Genomic DNA, 18,565 nt, shown 5'->3' on the forward strand with positions numbered 1-18,565 from the left:
AGCCCGGCCCTGTGACACGCACGACGAAACTAGGGCCGCCCGGGGCAACGATCCGGTCACGCCGCCCTCCGGTCACGTCAACGAGTTCGGCCGGTTGCTCTGAGTCAGGTCCATCGTTGGACCTGACTCAGAGCAACCGGCCGAACTGGAAAGCAGGCCCCAGGCTCAGCTCAGCGCTGGTTCGCCGGGACGTACGGACGCTCGGTGGCGCCGGTGTAGACCTGGCGCGGGCGCCCGATCTTGGTCTGCGGGTCCTTGATCATCTCGCGCCACTGGGCGATCCAGCCGGGCATGCGGCCCAGCGCGAACAGCGGCGTGAACATGGCGGGCTCGAAGCCCATGGCCTTGTAGATGAGGCCCGTGTAGAAGTCGACGTTCGGGTAGAGCTTGCGCTCCACGAAGTAGTCGTCCGAGAGGGCGATCTCCTCCAGGCCACGCGCGATGTCGAGCAGCTCGTCCTTGGCGCCGAGCTTGTCGAGCACCTCGTCGGCCGACTTCTTCACGATGGCGGCGCGCGGGTCGTACGACTTGTAGACCCGGTGGCCGAAGCCCATCAGGCGCACGCCGTCCTGCTTGTTCTTGACCTTCTCCATGAAGGTCTCGACGGTCTCGCCACCGGAGCGGATCTTCTCCAGCATGGTGAGCACGGCCTCGTTGGCGCCGCCGTGCGCGGGGCCCGAGAGCGCGTTGACGCCCGCGGCCACTGATGCGTACAGGGTCGCGTTCGACGAGCCGACCACGCGCACCGTGGACGTGGAGCAGTTCTGCTCGTGGTCCGCGTGCAGCACGAGCAGCTTCTCCAGCGCGTCCACGATCACCGGGTCGGCCTCGTAGGCCTCGTACGGCGTCGCGAACGTCATGCGCAGGAAGTCCTCGACGTAGCCGCGCGAGTAGTCCGGGTACAGCAGGGGCTCGCCCACGCGGCGCCGGTGCAGGTAGGACGTGATGGTGCGCGTCTTGGCGAGCAGCAGCACGGTGGCCAGGTCGACCTGCTCGTCGTCCGCCGGGTCGAGCGACTCCGGGTAGAACGTGGACAGCGCGTTCACCGCGGAGGCGAGCACCGCCATCGGGTGCGCGTTGCGAGGGAACGTTCCCATGAACGTGCGGAAGTCCTCATGCACCAGCGTGTGCCGGTTGACGCGCTCCGTGAACGCGTCCAGCTCCGAGGGGCTCGGCAGCTCGCCGTAGATGAGCAGGTAGGCCACCTCGAGGAAGCCCGAGCCGTCGGCGAGCTGGTCGATCGGGTAACCGCGGTAGCGCAGGATGCCGGCGTCGCCGTCGATGTAGGTGATCGAGGACTCGCACGACGCCGTGTTCATGAAACCGGGGTCGACCGTGACCAGACCCGTGTCCTTGAGCAGCGACGACACGACGATGCCGTCGTTGCCCTCGCTGGCAGCGACGACAGGCAGGGTGTGAGTGGTTCCGTCGACGGCGAGCTCGACGCGGCTCGAGCCGTCCAGCGGTGTGGAGGTCATGTCTTCCTTCCTGAGTGGCGCACGAGGGACGCTGCTGTGAAAGAAAGGTGTCGGGACAGCGTCGACCTGGGGCACGACAGTATCGCGCCCTGCTCTAGTTTTTCCAATCCATCGGTCAAGGCTGCGTGATGCGTGTCACAGCATCGGCAATCAGCGCGTCAGTCGAGGTCAGCGCCACCCGCGTGTGCGTGCCGTCGCCGTACAGATGCCCCGGCGCAGTGAGGATGCCGCGGGCCGCGAACCACTCGGCGACCGCCAGCCCGGGACGGCCGTCCGGCGCCGCCACCCAGAGGTACAGGCCGGCCTCCGACCCGTCGATCACGAACCCCGCCTCGACGACCGCGGCGGCCAGCACCCGGCGCCGGGCGCCGTAGACGTCGCGCTGGGCGACCACGTGCGCGTCGTCCGCCAGGGCCGCCGTCATCGCGGCCTGCACCGGCGCGGGCACGATGAGGCCCAGGTGCTTGCGGGTCTGCGTGAGGGCCGCGACCAGGGCGCCGTCGCCCGCGAGGAACGCCGCCCGGTAGCCCGCGATGCTGGACTGCTTGGACAGGGAATACGCGGCGAGCAGGCCCTCGTGCGACCCGCCGCACACGCGCGGGTCCAGGATCGAGGGCACCCCGCCGGTGCCCGTCGCGGCGTCGTAGGGGGAATCCCACACCAGCTCGGCGTAGCACTCGTCGGAGACGACGACGGCGCCGATCGCGCGCGCGGCCTCGACCACGGCGCGCAGCGCGTCGACGCCGAGCACCCGCCCCGTCGGGTTGCCGGGCGAGTTGACCCAGACCATCTTGACGTCGTCCCGGCCGGCCCAGTCGGCGACGTCGTCCGTCGCCAGCGGCGTGGCGCCGGCGGCGCGGATGCCCGCCAGGTAGGTGGGGTAGGCGACGGCGGGGTGCACCACCACGTCGCCAGGGCCCAGGTGCAGCAGGGAGGGCAGGAGCCCCACGAGCTCCTTGGAGCCGACGGTCGGGACCACGGCTGCGGGGTCGAGGCCCGGCACACCGCGGCGCCGGGCGAACCAGTCCACCACGGACCGGCGCAGCGCGGGCGTGCCCGCCGTCGTCGGGTAGCCCGGCGCGTTCGACGCGGCCTCGAGCGCCCGCCGCACGACCTCGGGCGTCGGGTCCACGGGCGTGCCCATGGAGAGATCGATCAGCCCGCCCGGGTGAGCCTTCGCCGTGGCGGTGATGCCGTCGATCGAGTCCCAGGCAAAAGGGAGGTCAGATAAGTCGTGCAGACCCATGCTGGCGGGCCGTCAGGCCTGGGGCGGAAGGGCCGCGATCATCGGGTCGTCCTTCTGGATGACGCCCATCTTCGCGGCGCCGCCGGGCGAGCCCAGGTCGTCGAAGAACTCCACGTTCGCGCGGTAGTAGTCCTTCCACTCGTCGGGGACGTCGTCCTCGTAGTAGATGGCCTCGACCGGGCACACCGGCTCGCAGGCGCCGCAGTCGACGCACTCGTCCGGGTGGATGTACAGGGAGCGACTGCCCTCGTAGATGCAGTCCACGGGACACTCCTCGATGCACGCCCGGTCCTTGACGTCGACGCACGGCTGAGCGATCACGTAGGTCACTTGGAGGGTGTCCTTCCACTTCCGGACTGAGGGGCATGCACGGTGCCGGCCGCGGGACGAGCCCGGCGGGGCGATCCTAGTATCTCCCGGGACGCCCCCTGATCCCCACCGGTCTCACGCAGCGGAAGGAGAACAGACGTGACATTCGCTACACCTCCCGCCTCCGGCGGGTGGCGGGACCTGCGGCCGGGCACCCGCGTGGTGGTCCGGCGCCGGCTCGCGCCGGCCGGCCCGCTCGTGTCCGACGGCGGCGCGGCGCACCGCTGGACGGACCTGACCGGCCACGTCGTCGAGGTGTCCGACGCCGGCCTGCGGCTGCGGACGGACCCCCTCCCGGGCCGGGGCGAGCCGCAGGAGGTCGACGTGGCGGCCGCCGACATCGAGGCCGCCAAGCCGATCCCCCCACGACCCGTCAGGCGTTCTGGTCCACCCAGATGACGCCGGTCGGGCACATGCTCACGGCCTCCTGCACCGCGAAGTCCTGCTCGGGAGCCGGACGCTCGTCGAGCAGCACGACGATGCCCTCCTCGTCCTGGTCGAACACGTCGGGTGCGAGCAGGACGCACTGGCCGGCGCCGCAGCAGGCGTCGCGGTCCACGTTGATCTTCATGGGGTCACTCTCCCCACTTGACGGGCAGTTCGTCGAATCCGGCCACGAGGAGCCCCTCCTTGCGGGGCACCGACTCGAGCGGTACGGCGAGCTCCAGCGTCGGCACCTTGCGCACCAGGGTGGCGAGCACGATCTGCAGCTCGGTGCGCGCCAGCGACTGGCCGAGACACGAGTAGGAGCCCGCGCCGAAGGACAGGTGCGGGTTGGGCCGGCGGCCCAGGTCCATCTCGTCCGCGCCCTCGAACGCGCCCTCGTCCCGGTTCGCCGCGGCGAGGCTGCACACCACGGTCGTGCCGGCGGGGACGGTCTCTCCCGCGACCTCGACGTCCTCGTCCACCCAGCGCACCATGCCGAAGCCCGCGTTCGGGTCGAACCGCAGCGACTCCTCGACGGCGGTGCGTACCAGCGACGGGTCGGCGACGAGCTGCTCCCACCGGGCGCGGTCGCCCAGGAACAGCGCCATCATCTTGGCGATGTGGCTCGCGGTGGTCTCGTGGCCGGCCACGAGCAGCGCCATGCTGGTGCCGTTCACCGTCTGCGCCGTCAGCCGCGGGTCGTTCTGGTCCACGAGCGCGATGAGCTCGGAGATCAGGTCCTCGCCCGGGTCGGTCCGCTTGGCCTCGACCAGCCCGGCCATGTACGCGCCGAACTCCTGGCGCGCCGCCGAGATCTCCTCCTGCGTGTACCGGGTGGTGCTCAGCGCCGTGTCCGACCAGTACGGGAACCGCTCCCGCTCGTCCTCCGGCACGCCCAGCAGCTCGCAGATCGCCCACACCGGCAGCGGGAACGCGACCGACGGGACCAGGTCCGCGCTGGTTCCGGTGGCGAGCATGTCGTCGACGAGCTGCTCGGCCTTGGCCGTGATGCCCGGGGCCATCGCCTGCACCCGCTTGGCCGTGAACGTCGCGTTCACCAGGCGCCGCCACGCCTGGTGCTGCTCCTCGTCCGCCATCACGCCGGTCGGGTCGTTGCTGAACGTGCCGCCGTCGTCCTGCGAGCCGACGCCGGTGCCCCCGGCCGGGATGACGCGCCCGAACCGTCCGTCGGTGAGCATGGCGCGCACGTCGTCGTACCGGGTCAGCAGGGTGGCCTCGCCGCCGCTGGCGAGGCGCACCCTGGCCACGGGGCACTGCTGCCGCAGCTCGGCCCACTCCGGCGGCGGCTCGATGGCGCGGTCCGACGGGATGGGGTATTCGAGCAGGTCAGACATCTTGTCCTCCGGTTGGCTGAGGGGGTGTGTCCCCCTCATCCAATACCGGCCCGGGTGAATCGGACAAGGGTGTCCGGTTAGGCGTTCGCGACCAGACCCAGCTCCGCGACGCTCGCCAGGTGCCCGTGCCGCGGCACGATCCGCACGGTGTAGCCGAACGGGCCCGAGGTGTCGAGGCCCACGTCGCCGGCGAACGCGTGCCGGCCCGCCTCGTACGACTCCACCAGCGCGAGCGGCTCGGCGGTGAACTCGTCGATGACGTCGGCCTCGGTGACCCGGCCGTGCACCACCTGCACGTCCACGTCGTCGGGCGACAGCGGCCCGAGCGAGACGTAGGCGCGCACCGTGAGCCGGTCGCCGACCCGCACGGCCTCGCCGATGCCCGCCGACTCGACGTGGTCCACGCGGACCTGCGGCCACGAGCCGCGCACGTGGCCCTTCCAGCCCGCCAGGTCCTTGGCCGCGGCGTACCCGTCGGCGGCGAGCTGCCGCCCCGCCTGGGCCGCCGGGGCGTACAGCCCGTGCACGTACTCGGAGACCATGCGCGTGGCCTGGACCTTCGGGCCGAGGGTGGCGAGCGTGTGCCGCACCATCTCCAGCCAGCGGCCCGGCACGCCGTCGGCGGACCGGCCGTAGAACGCGGGCGCCACCTGCGACTCCACCAGGTCGTAGAGCGCGGCGGCCTCCAGGTCGTCGCGACGGTCGGCGTCCTCGACGCCGTCGGCCGTGGGGATGCCCCAGCCGTTCTCGCCGTCGTACCACTCGGCCCACCAGCCGTCCTCGATGGAGAGGTTCAGGCCGCCGTTGAGCGCCGACTTCATGCCGGAGGTGCCGGACGCCTCCAGCGGCCGCAGCGGGTTGTTCAGCCAGACGTCGCAGCCCGGGTACAGCGACTGCGCCATGCCGATGTCGTAGTTCGGCAGGAAGACGATGCGGTGCCGCACCTCGGGGTCGTCGGCGAACCGGACGAGCTGCTGGATGAGCCGCTTGCCGGAGTCGTCGGCCGGGTGCGACTTGCCCGCCACGATGAGCTGCACGGGCCGCTCGGGGTGCAGCAGGAGCGCCTTGAGCCGCTCCGTGTCGCGCAGCATGAGCGTGAGCCGCTTGTAGGTGGGCACGCGCCGCGCGAAGCCGATCGTCAGCACGTCGGGCGACAGCACGTCGTCGACCCAGCCGAGCTCGGCCGGGGACGCGCCGCGCTCGCGCCAGGACTTGCGGACCCGGCGCCTGGCCTCGGCCACGAGCTCGCCGCGCATCTCGCCGCGCAGGGCCCACAGCTCGGCGTCGGACACCTTGCCCGGGTCGAGCCAGCCGGCCGACGCCTCCTGCGCCGTGAGCTCGTCCAGGCCCAGGCGCTCCGCCTCCACCGCGGCCAGCCGCGGCGCGACCCAGGTGGGCGAGTGCACGCCGTTGGTGACGGACGTGATCGGCACCTCGCGCGAGTCGAACCCGGGCCACAGGCCCTCGAACATCTCGCGGGACACCTGGCCGTGCAGCAGCGAGACGCCGTTCGCCCGGCCGCCGAGCCGCAGGCCCATCACAGCCATGTTGAACACGGTGGGGTCGCCGCCGTCGTAGTCCTCCGCGCCGAGGGCGAGCACGGTCTCGACCGGCACGCCGGCCATCGTGTTGTCGCCGCCGAAGTAGGCGCTGACCAGCTCCTTCGGGAACCGGTCGATGCCCGCCGGCACGGGCGTGTGCGTGGTGAAGACCGTGGCCGCGCGCACGGCCTCGTGGGCCTCGCCCACGCTGAGCCCGGAGCCGACGAGCTCGCGGATGCGCTCGACGCCGAGGAACCCGGCGTGCCCCTCGTTGGTGTGGTAGACCTCGGGCTCCGGCGCCCCGGTCAGCCGCGACCAGGCGCGCAGCGCGCGCACGCCGCCCACGCCGAGCAGCAGCTCCTGCTGGAGGCGGTGCTCGCCGCCGCCGCCGTAGAGGCGGTCGGTCACCTTGCGCGCCGCGTCGTCGTTCTCGGGCACGTTCGAGTCGAGCAGCAGCAACGGCACCCTGCCGACGGCCGCGACCCAGATGTGCGCGTGCAGCGTGCGCCCGCCGGGCAGGGCCAGCGAGACGACGGCGGGCGTGCCGTCCTCCTCGCGCAGGACCGCGAGCGGCAGGCCGTCCGGGTCGAGCAGCGGGTAGGTCTCGACCTGCCAGGCGTCGCGGGTGAGCGACTGCCGGAAGTACCCGGCGCCGTACAGCAGGCCCACGCCGACGATCGGCACGCCCATGTCGGACGCGCTCTTGAGGTGGTCGCCCGCGAGGATGCCGAGGCCACCCGAGTACTGGGGCAGCACCGACGTGATGCCGAACTCGGGCGAGAAGTAGGCGATCGCCTGCGGCAGGCCACCACCCCCGGTCGCCTGGTTCTGGTACCACTGCGGGTCACGCAGGTAGTGGTGCAGGTCGTCGGACGCCGCTCGCACCCGGCCCGTGAACGCCTCGTCGGCCGCGAGCGCCGCGAGGCGGTCGGCTCCGAGGGCCGCGAGCAGGGCGACGGGGTCGCCCCGGACGTCGGACCAGAGGTCGGGGTCGATGCTCTCGAACAGCTCTCTCGTCGGCGCGTGCCAGGACCAGCGAAGGTTCTGGGCCAGCTCGTCGAGCGCCGCGAGCTGCTCGGGGAGGACCGTGCGGACGGTGAATCTGCGGATCGCTCTCACCGGCAGAACACTACGCACATGTGAGAGCGAGCACACCTGTTGCCGCAGGCTTCACCGGCTCGTCCGACGACGTTCACGAGACCTCGGCGCGCCCCGGAGGCGAGTCCGGCCAGGCACCCAGGGCGCGGGTCGTCGGGACGTAGTAGAAGCCCGCTCCACGCCGGTTCGGACGGGACGGCTCGATCAGTTCTTGCTCCTCGAGCCGTTGAAAGACACGGCGGACATTGGTGGGACGGGTCTCGAGCAGAGACCCGAGCTCGGTCGAGCTGATGCGTCCACGAGCGCGGGCGTATCCCAGCGCGACGGTCTCACGGCTCAACCTGGCACGCCGCGGCGGCAGGGATCCATAGGTGCTGTCGAGCACGTCACGCGCACCGCTCGTGAGGGCCCAGGCCGCGGGCGCACCATCAGGGGTGCCCTCGACGACCACGATCACCGCGGTGCCCTCGACGGTGAGGTGGAGGAGGCCGTCGACGACGGGCTGGGCTTCGCCCTCCGACACCTGGAGCGACGCCGCGAGCCCCGTCAGGTCGATCCACCCCTGGCGGGTCAGGAGATCGAGCGCCATGAGGCGGCGCAGGTCGCGCGCGGTGCCTGGATCGCTGAAAGCGTTGAGCCAGGCCATCCAGCCCTCGTCCACCGTCTCGGCGATCAGCGTGGCCACCACGGCGGGCGACGGCGTCTCCCTGATGTCCGGGCGGGGGTAGCCCAGCCGAAGCATGTCCGTGACCATGCGGTCGACGCCGATTCCTTCTCGCTCCGCGACGCGCATCGCCGCCAGCAGCTCGGTCAGAGCGGTGTTACGGGAGCGGGACGGGTGGTTGATGATGTTCTCCGAGGTGACGCCGCCGAAGAACGCACCGGGACTGGTCACCTTGAGGCTGTTTCCGAGATGCTCGACCACCGTGGGGTCGTCGACCCCCCACTGACGGTGGGCGACACCGTTGACGACGACCTCACGGAACGAGCGTTCTGGAATCCGCCGCGTCTGCCCCACTGCGAGCCCCTGACTCACATGGACCACCGGGTTGTGGGGGCGTGCCGTGCTGAAGACCGTCTGCAGCTCCTCGATGAGCGAGACTCCCGCTCGACGGACACGGTCGGTGCTGTCCGCGCCGGCCTGTTCTCGCCGGATGTAGTCGATCGCCGGTGCCCCACGACCCACGAAGACGAGATACCCCGCGTTGGTGAGAAAGCCGTCACCGGTCACGGCGTTCAGCCGGCGCAGGAGATCCGGTGTCGGCGCCTCGGCGAGGTCGTTGGCGCCGGGATCGACCGACTCGCGCAAGAAGTCCCGGACGATCTCGACCGCCTGCGGCCGGACAGCTCTGGTCAGAACAGTGCTCGGCTGTGCGGACCAGTCGACCAGGAGCCCTCGAGACCGGCGGTCGTGCCAGGTCGCCGCATCGATCTCGACGCATCGGTCTGCCACCCGCCAGGTGATTCGGCCCTTCCACCGGACGGGCTCGATCGCTTCGACGACCCGCAGCGCGAGGAGCCGGGTGCCCCGGACGGCGACATCCCTGGCCTCCACGGTGATCTGTCGCTGGGTCAGTTCGAAGATCCTGGCGCGCAGCCATTCGGCGTCGAGCTGGGTACCGATCAGCGTCGAGTCGTCCGCGACGCCGACGAGCAGGGCCCCACCACCAGGCGTGTTCGCCATGCAGGCACACTCGCCGGCCAGGGCCTTGGCTGCCGCTTCGTTGTGTGCCTGCCCCGGGAGAACAACGCCCCCGGGCCCGCGCCTACCTGCTTCCTCCTTGAGGTCGAGGCACCGCTGCTCGACCACGGTGCCGCCGTCGGCCAGGAGGGTCAGGGCATTCCGCAGAGCCTCGACCACGGGATCCGGGCCGAAAAGTGTCACCATGACGCAAGCCTAGCTGCGGCGTGCAATTATTTCTCGATAAATTGCACGCCGTGCTCCGCGGCACGAACGGGGCGCACTTTCCGGGCCCGCATCGTGCCCCGCTCCCCGGAGAGAGCGTCCACGAGGGCGATCGACAGGCAGGCTTCACCGGCTCGTCCGACGACGTTCACGAGACCTCGGCGCGCCCCGGAGGCGAGTCCCCTGCCAGGGTCGATAGCGTGTTCCGGTGAGCCCGCACACGAGTCCCGGCCGGATCGGCCGCATCCCCGTCCTCGAGGTCGCTCCCGTCGTCGAGGGGGGCCGTTGGCCTGCGAAGGCGGTGGTCGGGGAGGTCGTGCCCGTCGAGGCCACGGTCTTCCGCGAGGGGCACGACGCCGTCTCGGCGACCGCCGTGCTCGTCGCCCCGGACGGGTCGGACCACTCGTGGGCGCCCATGACCGACGTGGCGCCGGGCCTGGACCACTTCCGGGGCGAGCTGCAGCCCGACGCCGAGGGCGACTGGTCCTTCCGTGTCGAGGCGTGGTCGGACCCGTTCGCCACGTGGACGCACGACGCGGGGATCAAGATTGCCGCGGACATCGACACCGAGCTCATGCTCGCCGAGGGGGTCCGGCTGTTCGACCGGATCTGCCGCCTGGTACCCGGCGACGCGCTGGTCGCGGGCGGCCGGACGGCGCGCGACGCGCGGGTGCTGACCGCGGCCGCCAAGGCGCTGGCCGACGCCCGCCGCCCGGCCCCGGCCCGGTTCGCGGCGGCGACGTCGCCCGAGGTGGTCGAGGCCCTGCGCCGCGCTCCCCTGCGCGAGCTGGTCTCGGCGTCGGACACGTACCCGCTGCGGGTCTCGCGGAAGCTGGCGCTGGCGGGGTCCTGGTACGAGATGTTCCCCCGGTCGGAGGGCGCGTACCAGAAGAAGGACGGCACCTGGGTGTCGGGCACGTTCGCGACGGCGGCGAAGCGCCTGCCGGGCATCGCGGCGATGGGGTTCGACGTCGTCTACCTGACGCCGGTCTCCCCCATCGGGACCACGTTCCGCAAGGGCCGCAACAACACGCTGGAGGCGGCGCCCGGCGACCCGGGCAGCCCGTACGCGATCGGGTCGGCGGACGGCGGGCACGACGCGATCCACCCCGACCTGGGCACGGAGGCGGACTTCCGGGACTTCGTCGGGGCCGCGCGCGCCGAGGGCCTGGAGGTGGCGCTCGACATCGCCCTGCAGTGCTCGCCGGACCACCCCTGGGTCACGGAGCACCCGGAGTGGTTCGTGGTGCGGGCGGACGGGTCGATCGCCTACGCGGAGAACCCGCCCAAGAAGTACCAGGACATCTACCCGCTGAGCTTCGACACCGACCCCGACGGCCTGTACGAGGCCGTCCTCGGGGTGATCCGCACGTGGATCGACCGGGGCGTGACCCTGTTCCGCGTGGACAACCCGCACACCAAGCCGCTGAACTTCTGGGAGTGGCTGCTGGCGGAGGTGCACGCGACGAACCCGGAGGTCATCTTCCTGTCGGAGGCCTTCACCAAGCCGGCGATGATGCAGACCCTGGCCCGGATCGGCTTCCACCAGTCGTACACCTACTTCACCTGGCGCAACACCAAGGAGGAGGTCGAGGAGTACCTCGAAGAGGTGAGCGGGCCGCAGGGCTCGGTGCTGCGGCCGTCGTTCTGGCCCACGACGCACGACATCCTGCCGCCGTACCTGATCGAGGGCGGCGTCTCGGCGTTCGCGGTGCGGGCCGTGCTGGCCGCGACGGGCTCGCCCACGTGGGGCATCTACTCCGGCTACGAGCTGGTCGAGAACGTACCCCGCCCGGGCGTCGAGGAGCAGATCGACAACGAGAAGTACGAGTACCGGCCGCGCGACTGGGAGCGGGCCGACGAGTACGGCATCGCCCTGCTGCTGGGCGAGCTGAACGCCGTCCGCCGCGCGCACCCCGCGCTGCGGCAGCTGCGCAACCTGACCGTGCACCCCACGACGAACGACCAGGTGGTCGCCTACTCCCGCCGGATCAGCGCCGATCACGCGTCGCGCGCGACAGCGGCGGCGGCGGGCCGCACCATGAGAGCAGGGGGTAACGATCGGCGTGCCCCGCGGCACGACGACGTGATCGTGGTCGTGCTGAACCTGGACCCCCGGAACGTGCAGGAGTCTGTAGTGCACCTGGATCTCTCCGCCCTCGGCCTCAGCGCCCCCGAGGGCGACGACAGCGCCCCGTTCTACGTGGCGCACGACCTGTTGTCCGGCGAGACGTACGGCTGGGGAGCGCATCCCTGGGTGCGGCTCGACCCCCAGGTCCGGGTGGCCCACGTCCTCCAGGTGGGTCCGGCATGACGACGTTCGGACCGGGTGGCCCCGCCGTCGGGCCGCCAGAGGGATACCCCGCACAGCCGACGCCGCCGGGCGGGCCGGCCACGCCCGAGCGCCCGGCCATGCCCAACCCGCCGTCGGTCCCGGTGCCCGTGCAGGCCCTGCCGCCCCGGCGGCAGCCGCGCCTGGACGCCCGCCGCAAGGGGCTGTCCGACGACCCCGAGTGGTACAAGAAGGCCGTCTTCTACGAGGTGATGATCCGGTCGTTCTCCGACTCGGGCGACAACGGGACCGGCGACCTGCGCGGCCTCGTGGAGCGGCTCGACTACCTGGAGTGGCTCGGCGTCGACTGCCTCTGGCTGCCGCCGTTCTTCCCGTCCCCGCTGCGCGACGGCGGGTACGACGTCGCCGACTTCACCGCTGTCTCCCCGCAGTTCGGCACCATCTCGGACTTCAGCGACCTGGTCGCCGCGGCGCACGAGCGCGGCATCCGCGTGGTCATCGACCTGGTCATGAACCACACCAGCGACGCCCACCCGTGGTTCCAGGCGTCCCGCGCCGACCCGGACGGCCCGTACGGCGACTTCTACGTGTGGAGCGACGACGCCACGCAGTACCAGGACGCCCGCATCATCTTCGTGGACACCGAGACGTCGAACTGGACGTTCGACCCGGTGCGCCGGCAGTACTTCTGGCACCGGTTCTTCAGCCACCAGCCCGACCTCAACTTCGAGAACCCGCGCGTCGTGGAGGCCATGCTCGACGTCGCCCGGTTCTGGCTGCAGCTCGGCGTGGACGGGTTCCGGCTCGACGCCGTGCCGTACCTGTTCGAGGCCGAGGGCACCAACTGCGAGAACCTGCCCGAGACGCACGGGTTCCTGCGCAAGGTGCGCCGCATGCTCGACACCGAGTTCCCGGGCCGCATCATGCTGGCCGAGGCGAACCAGTGGCCGGCGGACGTCGTGGAGTACTTCGGCACGGAGGACGAGCCCGAGTGCCACATGTGCTTCCACTTCCCGGTGATGCCCCGCATCTTCTACGCGATCCGCGACCAGCGGGCCCGCCAGCTCCTGGAGATCCTCGCGGACACGCCCGCGATCCCCGCGAGCGGCCAGTGGAGCACGTTCCTACGCAACCACGACGAGCTCACGCTGGAGATGGTCTCCACCGAGGAGCGCGCCAGCATGTACGGCTGGTACGCCCCCGACCCGCGCATGCGGGCGAACGTGGGCATCCGGCGGCGGCTCTCGCCGCTGCTGGACAACGCGCGCAAGGAGATCGAGCTGGCCAACGCGCTGCTGCTGTCGATGCCCGGCACGCCGTGCCTCTACTACGGCGACGAGATCGGCATGGGCGACAACATCTGGCTGCCCGACCGCGACGCGGTGCGCACCCCGATGCAGTGGACGCCGGACCGCAACGCGGGCTTCTCGACCGCCGACCCCGGCAAGCTGTACCTGCCGCTGGTCCAGTCGCTGGTGCACCACTACCAGCACACCAACGTCGAGGCGCAGCTCGCGCAGCCGACGTCGCTGCTGCACTGGACGCACAACATGCTGGCGTTCCGGCGCCTGCACCCCACGTTCGGGACCGGCGACTTCACCGCTCTCGACTGCAACGACGAGTCGGTCATCGCCTTCACGCGGTCCTCGCCCGAGGAGACGCTGCTGATCGCCGCGAACCTGTCGGCCACGGCGCGGTCGTCGACCATCAAGCTCCCGGGCTACGCGGGCTGGACGCTGACGGACGTGTTCGGCGGCGCCGGGTTCCCGAGCGTCGGCGACGACGGCGTGCTGACCATGACGTGGGGCGCCCGCGACTTCTACTGGCTGGTGCTGGCCCCGCCCGCGCCCGCCGGGACGGGCGACCGACCCGCCGCGGACGACCCGGGCGGGCAGGCGGGAGAGGTGTGAGCGCGGCGCGACCCGTCCACGTCTCCCCCGGAGCCGCGCACCTCCCGCCCGAGGTGCTGCGGCTGCTGGACGCCTGGCTGCCCGAGCAGCGCTGGTACCCCGTGCCCGCCGAGGGCGTGACGCACGAGCCGTGGCTCACGGTCACGTTCGGCGGGGTGGCCGACGTCGTCGTCGCCCTGCTGCGGCTGGTCGGTCCCGGGCTGGCGTCCGGCGACGAGTCGCTCGTGATCCAGGTCCCCCTGGTGCTGACGCCCACCGCGGAGCCGGAGGCCGACACCCCCGACACGGAGGCGGCCGGGCTCATCGGCACCGTCACCACGGCGTCGGGCACCGCGACCGTGCACGACGGCGGCGTGCACCCCGCGGCCTGGCACGCCTACTTCACCGCCGCGCTGCCCGGCGCGTGCGAGCCGGAGGACTGCGCCGAGCTCGTGGGCGCGCGCCGCATCTCCGGGGAGCAGTCGAACACCTCCGTGGTGCTCCCGGCCATGCCGCACGCGGCCGGGCGGGGCGGGATGCTCAAGATCCTGCGGACCGTCGCCCTGGGGCCGCACCCCGACGTCGTCATCCCGGCCGCCCTGACCGAGGCCGGCTGGGACGGCGTGCCGCGCTACCTGGGCGCGGTCGGGCTGTCGGGAGCGGGGGCCGGCACTCGTCCAGGCTCCGGTTCCGGTTCTGGTTCCGCTTCTCTGCCCGACGCGCACCTCGCCGTCCTGTCCGAGCTGGTCCACGACGCGACCGACGGCTTCGAGCTGGCCTGCGCGTACGCCGCGCGGGACGAGGACTTCGGGGAGCGGGCGCTGGAGCTGGGCGCCGTCGTCGCGCAGATGCACACCGCGCTGCGCCGGGCCCTGGGCCCAGGGCCCGCGCTAGAGCCGGCCGGCTTCATGGGCGTGCTGCGCCGCCGGGCCGCCGAGGCCTTCGCCGACGTGCCCGCCCTGGCCCCGCAGCGCGCGGGCGTCACCGCGCTGTACGAGTCGCTGAGCACGCGCCTGTCCGCGGTCGTCGCGCGCGGCGACGTCGTCCCGCTCCAGGCGATCCACGGCGACCTGCACCTCGGGCAGGCGCTCTGGTCGTCCGACGGCTGGAAGGTGCTCGACTTCGAGGGCGAGCCGCAGCGCCCCGTGTCCGAGCGCACGGCCCCCGACCTGCCGCTGCGCGACGTCGCCGGGATGCTCCGCTCCCTCGACTACGCCGCCGCCGTCGGGCAGGCCACGGACCCGCACTGGGCGGCCCACGCGCAGGTGAGCTTTCTCGAGGGTTATCGACAGGCGTCGAACGGCGAGGTGCACGAGGGAACCGCGCACCCCGTCGGCGGGGCGACGTCGTCGGGCAGCGCGCTCGACGTCGGCACGGCGGAGCTCCTGCTGCGCGCCCTGACCGTCGACAAGGCCCTGTACGAGGTGGTCTACGAGTTCCGGCACCGCCCCGCGTGGATGCACATCCCGCTCGCCGCCGTGGACCGCGTGCTCAGCTCGTGACCTGCGGCTCAGCACGCGACGAGCACGTGTCGCACGTCACGCTCCCGACATGGAATGGTGAACCCATGGCTGACCTGCCCGACGTCGACCTCGAGGTCCTGACCGCTGTCGCGTCCGGAACCCACCACGATCCGCACACCGTGCTCGGCCCGCACCTGCTCGACGGTCCGTGGACCGTCGTGCGCGCGCTGCGCCCGCTCGCCGACGAGGTGGTCGTCGTCGTGGCGAGCGCCGACGGCGGCGCGGAGGTCGAGGCGACCCACCAGGGGGCGGGCGTGTGGGCCGCCGTCGTCCCGGCCGCCGAGGAGCGCGACGGGACCCGGCACGCCCCCGAGTACCGCATCCGGACCCGCTCCGGCACGGACACCTGGACGTCCGACGACCCGTACCGGTTCCTGCCCACGCTGGGCGAGGTGGACCTGCACCTGATCGGCGAGGGCCGGCACGAGCAGCTCTGGCAGGTCCTCGGCGCCAACCCGCACCGCTACCCGGGCGCCGACGGCGACATCGCGGGCGTCGCGTTCGCCGTGTGGGCGCCCAACGCGCGCGGCGTCCGGCTGGTCGGCGACCACAACGGCTGGGGCGGCACGCACCCCATGCGGTCGCTCGGCGCCACGGGCGTCTGGGAGCTGTTCGTCCCCGACGTCGGCCCGGGCCTGCGGTACAAGTTCGAGATCCTCGGGGCCGACGGCGTCTGGCGCGCCAAGGCCGACCCGCTCGCCAAGGCGACGGAGCAGCCGCCCGCGACCGCGAGCGTCGTGACCACCTCGACGTACGAGTGGCAGGACGACGCGTGGCTCGCCGCGCGGTCGGCCACCGATCCGCACTCCGCGCCGCTGAGCGTGTACGAGGTGCACCTGGGCTCGTGGCGACCGGGCCTGGGCTACCGGGAGCTCGCCGAGCAGCTCACCGCGTACGTCGTCGAGCAGGGCTTCACGCACGTGGAGCTCATGCCGGTCGCGGAGCACCCGTTCGGCGGGTCGTGGGGCTACCAGGTCACGAGCTACTACGCGCCGACGTCGCGCTTCGGCTCCCCCGACGACTTCCGGTACCTCGTGGACCGGCTGCACCAGGCCGGCGTCGGCCTCGTGCTGGACTGGGTGCCCGCGCACTTCCCGCGCGACGAGTTCGCCCTGGCCCGCTTCGACGGGACGCCCCTGTACGAGCACCCGGACCCCCGCCGCGGCGAGCAGCACGACTGGGGCACGCTGATCTTCGACTTCGGCCGCCGCGAGGTGCGCAACTTCCTGGTCGCCAACGCCACGTACTGGTTCGAGGAGTTCCACGTCGACGCGCTGCGCGTGGACGCCGTCGCCTCGATGCTCTACCTCGACTACTCCCGCAAGGAGGGCGAGTGGTCGCCCAACGTGCACGGCGGGCGGGAGAACCTGGAGGCCATCGCGTTCCTCCAGGAGGCGAACGCGACCGCGTACCGGCGCACCCCGGGCGTGATGATGATCGCCGAGGAGTCTACGGCGTTCCCCCAGGTCACCGGCCCGACGTCGAGCGGGGGGCTGGGCTTCGGCCTGAAGTGGAACATGGGCTGGATGAACGACACCCTGCGCTACCTCGCGGAGGACCCGTACAACCGGCGCTACCACCACGGCGAGCTGACCTTCTCGCTCGTGTACGCCTTCACGGAGCAGTTCGTGCTGCCGATCAGCCACGACGAGGTGGTGCACGGCAAGGGCTCGCTGCTGCGCAAGATGCCCGGCGACCGGTGGCAGCAGCTCGCCGGCGTGCGCTCGTTCCTGGCCTACCAGTGGTCCCACCCCGGCAAGCAGCTCCTGTTCATGGGCTGCGAGTTCGCGCAGGACAACGAGTGGGCGGAGTCCGAGGGGCTGCGCTGGGACCTGCTCGGCGACGCCGGGCACGCGGGCGTGCAGCACCTGGTCCGCGACCTGAACGCGCTGTACCGCGCGACGCCCGCGCTGTGGGAGCTCGACTTCGACCCGGCGGGCTTCGAGTGGCTGGAGTCCGACGACGCCGACCACAACGTGCTCGCCTACGTGCGCCGGTCACGCTCCGGGGATCCGGTGGTGGTGGTCGTGAACTTCGCGGGCGTGCCGCACGAGGGGTACCGGCTGCCGCTGCCGGACGTGCCGGCGTCGTCGTCGGGCGAGCCGGGATCGCCGGCCGAGCCGGGATCGCTGGTCGAGCCCGTCGAGACCCTCCCGCCGGCCGAGCCGGCGGAGACGTCACCGCGAGTCGCGCCGGCCCAGGCCGCGACGCTGGCCGAGCCGGTGCCCCCGGCAGGCGCGGTGTGGCGCGAGGTGCTGAACACCGACGCCACGGTCTACGGCGGCTCGGGCGTCGGCAACATGGGCAGCGTCCAGGCCGAGCCGGTCCCGCACCACGGCCGCAGCTGGTCGGCGCCGATGCGCATCCCGCCGCTGGGCGCCCTGATCCTGGTCCCCGAGCCCCGCTGAGTGCTGGACATTCGCCCTTCTGACGGTCTCAGAAGGGCGAATGTCCAGCACTCAACGTCGGGTCAATAGAGGCTGATCGCCAGACGCTTGCGGGCCTTGCTGACGCGCGGGTCCGTGGTGCCCGCGATCTCGAAGAGCTCCAGGAGCCGCACCCGGATCTTCTCCTTGCCCTCGGCGTCGGTCTCGGTCAGCAGGTCGAGCAGGCGCGCGAACGCGTCGTCCACCTTGCCGCCCAGCATGTCCATGTCGGCGACGGCGAGCGCAGCGTCCACGTCGGACGGCGCCGCGGCGGCGGCCTGCCGCACGGCGGCGAGGTCGGAGTCGTGGGTGCGCTGCATGAGGTGCACCTGCGCGAGCCCGGCGGTCGCGTCCGCGTCCTTGGGGTCCTGGCGCAGCGCCTTCTCGTACGCGGCGGCGGCACCGTCGAGGTCGTCGCGCTCGATGGCGTCGTACGCCTCCTGGTGCAGCGGCGGGAGCGGCTGCTCCGGCTCGGCCTCGGGCTCGTCGCCCTCGGGGGCGACGGCGCCCGGGGCCACGCCCGTGACGCCGTTCTGCTCGGCGGCGGCGAGCACCTGGTCGAGCACGCCGCGGATCTGCTGCTCGTCCGCACCACCCTGGAACAGCGGCAGCGGCTGGCCCTGGAGCACGGCGACCACGGTGGGCACGCCCTGCACCTGGAACGCGGCGGCGACCTGCGGGTTGGCCTGCGCGTCGACGCGGCCCAGCAGGAACCGGCCGGCGTACTCCTGGGCGAGGCGGCCCATCGTCACACCGAGGTCGGCGTTGGCCTGGTCCGTGGGGATCCACAGCAGGATCACCACCGGGTACGTGGCCGACTCGCGGACCAGCGTCTCGAAGTTCGCCTCGCTGACGTCCACCACGAAGCCTCCGGCTTCGGGCGCGCCGCCGGGCTGCCCGGGCGGCGGCGCCTGGGGACGGTTGAGTGCGGACAGGTCTACGGCGCCGCGGACCGCGAACTCGGGCTGCGAGCTCCGGGCGGGGCCGGGCTGAGGGGAGGTACTGCTCATGGGGG

13 protein-coding genes are annotated in these 18,565 nt (G+C 72.2%); 5 read left to right on the forward strand and 8 right to left on the reverse strand.

Annotated features, from left to right (window positions below; genetic code table 11):
- Positions 1 to 170: 170 nt before the first annotated feature.
- The 3 genes from FHX71_RS19145 to fdxA all read right to left on the reverse strand — a co-directional run bounded on the left by FHX71_RS19145 (position 171) and on the right by fdxA (position 3,054).
- Positions 171 to 1,478, reverse strand: coding sequence for a citrate synthase (locus tag FHX71_RS19145; RefSeq protein ID WP_182619076.1), 1,308 nt, complete (start codon positions 1,476 to 1,478; stop codon positions 171 to 173).
- 115 nt (positions 1,479 to 1,593) lie between these two features.
- Positions 1,594 to 2,724 (reverse strand): succinyldiaminopimelate transaminase, encoded by a 1,131-nt coding sequence (gene dapC, locus FHX71_RS19150; protein ID WP_281383855.1) that lies wholly within the window; start codon positions 2,722 to 2,724, stop codon positions 1,594 to 1,596.
- Between the two features lie 12 nt (positions 2,725 to 2,736).
- On the reverse strand, positions 2,737 to 3,054 hold the full coding sequence (gene fdxA / locus FHX71_RS19155) for a ferredoxin (RefSeq protein ID WP_182619077.1): 318 nt from the start codon (positions 3,052 to 3,054) through the stop codon (positions 2,737 to 2,739).
- Between the two features lie 138 nt (positions 3,055 to 3,192).
- Here fdxA and FHX71_RS19160 point away from each other — a divergent pair, with 138 nt between their 5' ends.
- Positions 3,193 to 3,492 (forward strand): DUF6725 family protein, encoded by a 300-nt coding sequence (locus tag FHX71_RS19160; RefSeq protein ID WP_182619078.1) that lies wholly within the window; start codon positions 3,193 to 3,195, stop codon positions 3,490 to 3,492.
- Here the strand turns inward: FHX71_RS19160 and FHX71_RS19165 are convergent.
- From FHX71_RS19165 to FHX71_RS19180, 4 genes are all read right to left on the reverse strand, one after another.
- Positions 3,467 to 3,664 (reverse strand): ferredoxin, encoded by a 198-nt coding sequence (locus tag FHX71_RS19165; protein WP_182619079.1) that lies wholly within the window; start codon positions 3,662 to 3,664, stop codon positions 3,467 to 3,469. The two genes, FHX71_RS19160 and FHX71_RS19165, sit on opposite strands and share 26 nt — an antisense overlap.
- A gap of 4 nt (positions 3,665 to 3,668) precedes the next feature.
- Positions 3,669 to 4,874, reverse strand: coding sequence for a cytochrome P450 (locus FHX71_RS19170; protein WP_182619080.1), 1,206 nt, complete (start codon positions 4,872 to 4,874; stop codon positions 3,669 to 3,671).
- A 77-nt stretch (positions 4,875 to 4,951) separates the two neighbouring features.
- Positions 4,952 to 7,534, reverse strand: a complete 2,583-nt coding sequence (gene glgP / locus FHX71_RS19175) for an alpha-glucan family phosphorylase (protein ID WP_182619081.1) — start codon at positions 7,532 to 7,534, stop codon at positions 4,952 to 4,954.
- A 73-nt stretch (positions 7,535 to 7,607) separates the two neighbouring features.
- Positions 7,608 to 9,323 carry an RNA/DNA-binding domain-containing protein gene (locus FHX71_RS19180; RefSeq protein WP_182619082.1) on the reverse strand — a complete coding sequence of 572 codons (1,716 nt, stop codon included), beginning with the start codon at positions 9,321 to 9,323 and terminating at the stop codon, positions 7,608 to 7,610.
- Between the two features lie 304 nt (positions 9,324 to 9,627).
- Here FHX71_RS19180 and FHX71_RS19185 point away from each other — a divergent pair, with 304 nt between their 5' ends.
- The 4 genes from FHX71_RS19185 (at position 9,628) to glgB (ending at position 17,532) form a co-directional block, all read left to right on the forward strand.
- Positions 9,628 to 11,733, forward strand: a complete 2,106-nt coding sequence (locus FHX71_RS19185) for an alpha-1,4-glucan--maltose-1-phosphate maltosyltransferase (RefSeq protein ID WP_182619083.1) — start codon at positions 9,628 to 9,630, stop codon at positions 11,731 to 11,733.
- Between the two features lie 98 nt (positions 11,734 to 11,831).
- On the forward strand, positions 11,832 to 13,622 hold the full coding sequence (treS, locus tag FHX71_RS19190; RefSeq protein WP_376770162.1) for a maltose alpha-D-glucosyltransferase: 1,791 nt from the start codon (positions 11,832 to 11,834) through the stop codon (positions 13,620 to 13,622).
- Positions 13,619 to 15,103 carry a maltokinase N-terminal cap-like domain-containing protein gene (locus FHX71_RS19195; protein ID WP_182619085.1) on the forward strand — a complete coding sequence of 495 codons (1,485 nt, stop codon included), beginning with the start codon at positions 13,619 to 13,621 and terminating at the stop codon, positions 15,101 to 15,103. The genes treS and FHX71_RS19195 overlap by 4 nt, the downstream gene beginning before the upstream one ends.
- Positions 15,104 to 15,168: 65 nt before the next feature.
- The gene (gene glgB, locus FHX71_RS19200; RefSeq protein WP_182619086.1) at positions 15,169 to 17,532 is read left to right on the forward strand and encodes a 1,4-alpha-glucan branching protein GlgB; all 2,364 of its coding nucleotides are present in this window, start codon (positions 15,169 to 15,171) and stop codon (positions 17,530 to 17,532) included.
- A 62-nt stretch (positions 17,533 to 17,594) separates the two neighbouring features.
- Here the strand turns inward: glgB and FHX71_RS19205 are convergent, their stop codons facing one another.
- A complete protein-coding gene (locus FHX71_RS19205; RefSeq protein WP_182619087.1) occupies positions 17,595 to 18,560 on the reverse strand; it encodes a tetratricopeptide repeat protein in 966 nt (321 codons plus the stop codon).
- Positions 18,561 to 18,565: the final 5 nt, after the last annotated feature.

This window comes from Promicromonospora sukumoe (genome assembly GCF_014137995.1).
Taxonomy (GTDB): Bacteria; Actinomycetota; Actinomycetes; order Actinomycetales; family Cellulomonadaceae; genus Promicromonospora; species Promicromonospora sukumoe.